The 6,968-nt window shown below is 39.0% G+C and carries 7 protein-coding genes; 6 read left to right on the forward strand and 1 reads right to left on the reverse strand.

Annotation, left to right across the window (positions count from 1 at the left end):
• The 6 genes from AC33VI_RS12930 to AC33VI_RS12955 form a co-directional block, all read left to right on the forward strand.
• Nucleotides 1-913, forward strand: a 913-nt coding sequence (locus AC33VI_RS12930) for an ADP-ribosylglycohydrolase family protein (RefSeq protein WP_491782678.1), incomplete at its 5' end; no start/stop codon positions are given.
• Nucleotides 914-1,061: 148 nt separating this feature from the next.
• The gene (locus AC33VI_RS12935) at nt 1,062-2,252 is read left to right on the forward strand and encodes an NAD(P)/FAD-dependent oxidoreductase (protein WP_491782679.1); all 1,191 of its coding nucleotides are present in this window, start codon (nt 1,062-1,064) and stop codon (nt 2,250-2,252) included.
• 157 nt (nt 2,253-2,409) lie between these two features.
• Nucleotides 2,410-3,579 (forward strand): 1-acyl-sn-glycerol-3-phosphate acyltransferase, encoded by a 1,170-nt coding sequence (locus AC33VI_RS12940; protein ID WP_491782680.1) that lies wholly within the window; start codon nt 2,410-2,412, stop codon nt 3,577-3,579.
• 16 nt (nt 3,580-3,595) lie between these two features.
• Complete coding sequence (locus tag AC33VI_RS12945; protein ID WP_491782681.1) at nt 3,596-4,312, forward strand: HAD-IA family hydrolase; 717 nt, start codon at nt 3,596-3,598, stop codon at nt 4,310-4,312.
• 67 nt (nt 4,313-4,379) lie between these two features.
• Entirely contained in the window at nt 4,380-5,264 is an 885-nt protein-coding gene (locus AC33VI_RS12950) for an Hpt domain-containing protein (protein WP_491782682.1), read from the forward strand.
• Between the two features lie 89 nt (nt 5,265-5,353).
• Nucleotides 5,354-5,626 (forward strand): hypothetical protein, encoded by a 273-nt coding sequence (locus AC33VI_RS12955; RefSeq protein WP_491782683.1) that lies wholly within the window; start codon nt 5,354-5,356, stop codon nt 5,624-5,626.
• 523 nt (nt 5,627-6,149) lie between these two features.
• Here the strand turns inward: AC33VI_RS12955 and AC33VI_RS12960 are convergent.
• A complete protein-coding gene (locus AC33VI_RS12960; RefSeq protein ID WP_491782684.1) occupies nt 6,150-6,929 on the reverse strand; it encodes a PD-(D/E)XK nuclease family protein in 780 nt (259 codons plus the stop codon).
• Between the last annotated feature and the right edge of the window lie 39 nt (nt 6,930-6,968).

Here is a 6,968-nt window from a genome sequence, read left to right on the forward strand (position 1 = left end):
GAATCATCAGGAAAGATTAGATCTAGCAATCTTATCTCTTGAAGGGCTATCCCTGGGAGATAGTTTTGGACAAAATTTTTTTATTGAACAACGTAAAGCGATCGCTTTAATCGAAGCTCGTCAGCTACCAGAAAAGCCTTGGCTATATACTGACGATACAGTAATGGGAATTAGTGTTGTGGAAACTTTAGATAAGTTTCAACGTATCGATCGCGATTATCTAATTCAATCCTTCGTTCGACGATATCTAGAAGCACCAAATCGGGGTTATGGCAGCAATGCAGCTAGAACTTTTCGGGAAATAAACGAAGGTGCTGATGGTCAACAATTATCTCTCAATGCTTTTTCAGGGATGGGTTCGATGGGCAATGGTGGAGCGATGAGAGTAGCCCCCATTGGAGCTTATTTCTATGATGACTATCAAAGGGTTATTGAGGAGGCTAAGGCTTCTTGTGAAGTCACCCACGCCCATCCTGACGCACTAGGGGGAACGATCGCCGTTGCTGTAGCGGCGGCTTATTGTGTCAGACAAAGACTAGGATTGCTATCTTCTGATTCAGAACAATTGTTAGCAACAGTTATTAAACACACTCCTCAAGGAGATACGCGATCGAGAATTCAAAGAGCTATTAACATTTCTGGTGATTCTCGTTTGGATTATGTAATTTCTCTTTTAGGTAACGGTTCTACTCTTTGTTCTTATGATACCGTTCCTATTGCTCTGTGGTTTGTAGCAAATAGTAACGGTGATTTTCCAGATACTCTCTGGCGTTCCGTTGCAGCTTTAGGAGATAGAGATACAATTTGCGCGATTGTCGGTAGTCTTATGGCATTAATTGTGGGAAAAAATAAACTACCAGCTACTTGGTGCGATCGACGCGAAACTTTAATAATGGACAATTTGAGAAGCTAGGAAAAATCTATACTAAAATACCAGGCAACAAATAAATGTGGAAAGCGTAGCAACCTACTACCTACTACCTACCCTTCATCCCTTTACCCTCCAGACTTAGCTAAAATTAAAACAGTAGACTCCTTGGCGCAAGATATAAAAAACTGTTATGAGTAAAAAATCGCGAATTTGCATTATTGGTGGGGGCTTTGGTGGTTTGTATACCGCTTTGCGTCTTAGTGAATTTCCTTGGGCTTACGACCAAAAACCAGAAATAACTCTCATAGACAAAAGCGATCGCTTTTTATTTTCGCCTTTGTTGTATGAGTTGATTACAGAAGAGATGCAGAGTTGGGAAATTGCTCCTCCCTTTGCGGAATTGTTAGCCAATACAGGAGTTATCTTTCACCAGGGAAGTGTGACTGGTATTGATGTGGAAGCCAAGCAAGTTTCTTTGGCAGATGAAAAAATCATTGAATACGACAAATTAGTCTTAGCTGCTGGAGGCAAAACCCCTGTAGATATAGTGCCTGGGGCAAAAGAATACGCGATACCATTTCGTACCTTAGATCATGCCTATCGCTTGCAAGAAGAATTGAGACTGTTAGAAGAAGCTAATCCCGAAAAAATTAGGGTAGCTGTTGTTGGCGGTGGCTACAGTGGAGTGGAATTAGCCTGTAAGTTAGCAGATCGCTTGGGCGAAAAAGGACGCATTCGGATTATCGATCGCGGGAACAAAATTCTCAAACATAGTTCGGAATACAATCGGGAAACTGCTATTAAAGCTCTAGAAAAAAATAAAATCTGGCAGGATCTCGAAACCGAAGTCGAGAAAGTCGAATCCGATAGTATCTCTCTAATTTACAAAGGACAAACCGATACCATTCCTGTAGATTTGGTACTTTGGACTGTGGGCAATCGAGTAGCTGGTTTAGTTGAAGATCTGCCTTTACCTAAAAACGAAAAAGGTTTGCTCAAAATAGAACCAACCCTTTTGGTTGAAGGAAGAGACGATATTTATGCTTTGGGAGATGTCGCAGACTGCTACGATGAAAACCGCAACCCACTCCCCGCTACAGCCCAAGTCGCTTTTCAACAATCCGACTATTGTGCTTGGAATATCTGGGCTTCAATTACTAACCGCCCCTTATTATCTTTCCGCTATCAAGCTTTAGGAGAAATGATGACTTTAGGTACGGATAACGCCACTATCAACGGTTTGGGACTAAAATTAGACGGTCCTATGGCATATATCGCCCGTCGCTTGATCTATCTCTACCGTTTGCCCACCCTCAAGCATCAACTGACAGTAGGTTTAAACTGGATTACTCAACCCATAGTAGAGTTATTATCTTCTTAGTACTGCTGCGCTTAAGTAATGAGTAATAAGTAATAAGTATTAATTGACGGGCTATAAGGCGATCTCGAATAGTAGCTTTATTTATGCCTCTGTCTACTAGATTGTTTCTGAGGAAAGGTAGGATGTTTAATGTTCAACGTTTAATGATAAATGTTAAATGTCCAATGCCAAATTTTTGCCCCCCAAGCAAAATCCTTTATTAACTCGTTTGATTCAAAGTATTTTTTACCTAGTGGCTTACTTTGCCTATCAAATAAAACTAGAGGTTAGCGATCGCGATCTGGCTGTCTTAAAAGCGATCGAAGATAAACGAGTAGTATACTTACCCAATCATTCTAATTTAGATGATGGTTTGGTGATGTTTCTCCTTTCTGCTCGTTTGGGACAATTATTCCACTACATCGTTGCTTATGAAGCTTTTCAAGGAATCATCGGCTGGCTGATGCAAGCTGTAGGTGCTTATTCTCTTCGTCGGGGAGTGGGCGATCGCTCTAGTATAGTGCAAACCTTAAAAATACTCCAGCAATCTAAGTGTAAATTAGTGATGTTTCCCGAAGGGGGTTGTTCCTATCAAAACGATACGGTAATGCCTTTTCGTACGGGGGCGGTAGAACTAGCTTTTAAAACTCTGGCAAAATTAAGCAAGCAAGATAATGCTACGTCAGATTTATATTTTGTTCCTGTGAGCATTCAATATTTATATCCTCAAAATAGCGATCGCCAAATAGCAAGAAGTCTGCAAGATTTAGAAACAGCTTTGGGGATCGAACCTACTACCACAGATTTTTATAACCGTTTGAGGGCTGTAGCGGGTCAGGTTTTAGCCAATATAGAAGCAGAATATCAAATTGTTCCTAACGAGCTAGATAATTGGAATCAAAGAATTGCCAACTTGAAACAGCAGCTTTTAAATTATTGCGAAGACAAGTTAAATATCGCCACTGCCACACAATTACCCAACCGCGAACGAGTTTATAAAATTCAAGCAATCTTGGCAGATTTAAAAGAATCTAAACCAGAGTCGAATCTAGATTATCTACAGATTGAACTAACTACCATTCGCTTGCTAAACTTCGATGCTATTTATGACGGCTATGTTGCCCAGAAACCAACCCCCGAAAGATTCTTGGCTACTTTAGATAGATTAGAACGAGAAGTATTTCAAATAGATCGTCCTAGAGGGAAAGGAATGCGTCGAGTTAAAGTTAAAATTGCTACGCCCATTGATGTTAGGGAATACTGGCACAATAATCGACAACGCATACCCCAAGCGATCGCAGAACTTACTGAGATGACTCGACAACAAGTAGAAGCTCATTTTAATTAATTTTTTTAAAATAATAATGAAAACCCAATTATCTGACGATTCCCTACCTGAAGTTATTTTTTTTGATGCCATGGGGACTTTATTCGGTTTAAAAAAAAGTGTAGGTGAAATATATCAAGAATTCGCTTTGAATTATGGTGTAAAAACTGATGCCATGAGTTTGAATAATGCTTTTCTGGAGAGTTATCAATCTGCCCCCAGTCTTGCTTTTCATAATTCTGAGGGAGAGACAATTGCCGAATTAGAATTTATTTGGTGGAAAAATGTAGTTCAAAACACTTTTGATCGAGCAAAAAAACTATCCCGTTTCAGTAATTTTACGGATTTTTTTAGAGAGCTTTATCATTATTTTGGTACTAAAGAACCTTGGTATATCTATTCCGATGTTCTTCCTTGTTTGCAACATTGGCAGCAACAACAAATTCCTTTAGGAGTAATTTCTAATTTTGACAGTCGCTTAATAAATATACTAAAAGTTCTCGATTTAGAGTCTTTTTTTACTACTATCACTATCTCTTCCCTGGTAGGTTCTGCTAAACCAGAGCGAGATATTTTTGATATTGCTTTAAAAAAACATGGTGTCTTAGCTGAAAAAGCGTGGCATATTGGAGATAGCAAAAAAGAAGATTATCTAGGAGCAAAAAATATAGGCATCAATGCCTTTTGGTTAAATCGAGATGGTCATTCATTTAATCTGGAAAATCAACTACCCAATTTAAGTAGTCTGGGATAAACTTGTGTTTATATATGGCTTTATATATACACTTTTACTAAGTTAGAAGAAACGGGAGATATAGGCTTTGGACACAGCTAATCAGCAAAGGATTCTAGGGTACTTTATAGAAGAAGCTAAAGAACACCTACAAACTTTAGAACAAGGTATTTTACAGCTAGCTACATCCGTTCGCGATGCAGAAACTGTTAATGAAATGTTTCGAGCCGCTCATTCGGTTAAAGGTGGTGCAGCCATGTTGGGATATACCAGCATTCAAAAGACCGCACACCGTTTAGAAGATTCTTTTAAAATTCTTAAAGACAATCCAGTTGATGTCGATCAAAAATTAGAAACTCTATTTTTAAATGGATACGATCATCTCCAAGATTTGATCGAACGTTTGGAAAATTCTGCCGATTTTAGCGATAGTGATGCTGTAGAAATTTTGGCACAGGCAGAATCTAATTTTGCAGTTTTAGATAAATATCTCCAACAATTGCTATCTGGTGGAGTGGCAGATGAAGCCAGCGTTAGCCAACAAGTTACTGCTATCCTCAAACAAATGCTGCAACAATTCAAGCAGCCAGATTCTCCCGAAAGCCGTCAGAAATTACATCTTGCTTGTAATAAGCTAGGAGAAATTGCTCCTAACGAAGCAAATTGGCAAACCTTGGTGGTTACTACTCAAAAAGCAATTACCAACAAGAAATATCCCTACAATACTATTGCTCAAGTAGTTATCAAAGAAGTCAAACAAGCTGGAGATTATCTAGATTCTGGTCAAATAAACAAACTAGTTCCTAGCAAAAATTTACAACAGTTAGCTGCCACTGCAGGTGGTACTGCTTCTGGAACTGGAGATACAATTGCTATTCCTAAAGATCCTAAAGGAGCAGCACTAGCTTTATTAAAAGTATTTAATAAGCAGCAAATCATGCAAATGTTCCAAGTAATTAAAGCTAATCTTTAATCTATTTTTCTTCCTTAGAATTTTGATTTGGTAAATTAATCTATGTCATAATAAACACCTATAAACTAAATAGATTTAATCTACTAGCCGTGTTGCAATTCGCTTTTGATGTTGCCATTGTCTTAAAGCCACTAGCTCCTCCACTGCGGGCGATTGTTGGATATTCTTTATTGGGTATTATCGGTTGGAGTTTGGTGAATTTTGTTTGGGATATTTTAGCTGTAGCCAAAAGAATGCACCAAATTCCCTGTAGCAATTGTCGTTTTTTTACTAACGATTATCGTCTCAAATGTACGGTAAATCCTCACATTGCCAATACAGAGCAGGCGATTGATTGTCCCGACTGCGATCTGGTTACTTAACAATAAAAGCTCAAATGCGATCGCGGTGAGTGCCACCGTTCTTCAGTATCAATTGAAATAAGCCAAAAGCATTTTGACAGGATGTACAGCAGCAAAAGCGATCGCGCTGCGCGTAGCCGAACGATCGCATTATTGGTTTCCCGATCTTTCCTCTGCTGAAGCAAAATCTACTTCTTGATAAACTTCTTCAATTTTGCCCTCAAACTCAACGCTAGTTAAGACAAAGCAGACACTGTTGCTTTTGGCGATCACTTTAAATGTTTGAGAATCTGTAACTCTACATCCATTACCCTCTCTACCTCACAGCTTATAGGATTTTCTTCTCTTGTAATTCAATTTTCGGCAAGTGACAGAAGAAGGATACTACCTGGATTTTTGGCTCTACGATATTGCATGGTGTAGATCTCCATCTCTTTACTATTTTATTGTTGAGTTTTGCTAGCCGCTACCCACTGCTCGATTAATTTTCCCGCCTCCAAGATTTCGCGATGTCCACCCTACATTTTGTCTGACGTTATTTAAACTAAATGGGAATCTCTTCAATACCAGCGATCGCATCTAACAATTCTTTAGGATCTTTGGGGGTAGTAATTTCTTGAGCTAATAATTCAAAATAAGGACATTTTTGTTCGCAATCTGGTCTGTGGGGGAAATCAATTCCATTCTCTTGATAGTTTTGCAGCCATGTTGCCAGTTGTCCCATTAAATCGGTTAGATCTCGTTCTGTTTGTTGGTGAAGAGTTTGGTTGTAAGTGAAAGTCAAACTTTTAGGCTTGCCAGATCCAACAAACCAGTAAGTCATCTGAATTTGTTCGGGAAGATATTCGGATGTTTCTACCAATACATATAAATAGAGTCTAGTTTGCCAATTACTCGCTAAATGGTTGCGTTTTTGAGGTTGACGATAGGTTTTCCAATCAAAGATTACTGCCTTATCTTTTCCCGCTACCAAAAGATCGTAAATCACCGTTAGTATAAAGTCCCCATAACCTAAAGTGCGACAATGCTCTGCTTCTCGCCATAAATCGGGTTGGGGTTTAAAGAGTTCTGGAACTGCTTCAACTAAGTCTTTAACTGAAGTATCTAAACCCTCGTCGCTCTCTAATAGAGATTCGATCGGCAAGGCTAGTTCCCGTTGCTGCATCAACAAGTGGAAGCGACTCCCCCATTGCATACTTTCTTGTTGTTTGGGATCGGGAATCGAACCCAGACAATCTAAATAAACTTGCTGAAATTTGGCGGGACAAAGACTAAGAAGATTGAGATGAGATTGAGACAGCTTTAGTAAACCCGAACCGATCATTTTTTACTTCTGATTATAAACAGAAAATCTTCAAACTAA

Source organism: Waterburya sp. (genome assembly GCF_058530065.1).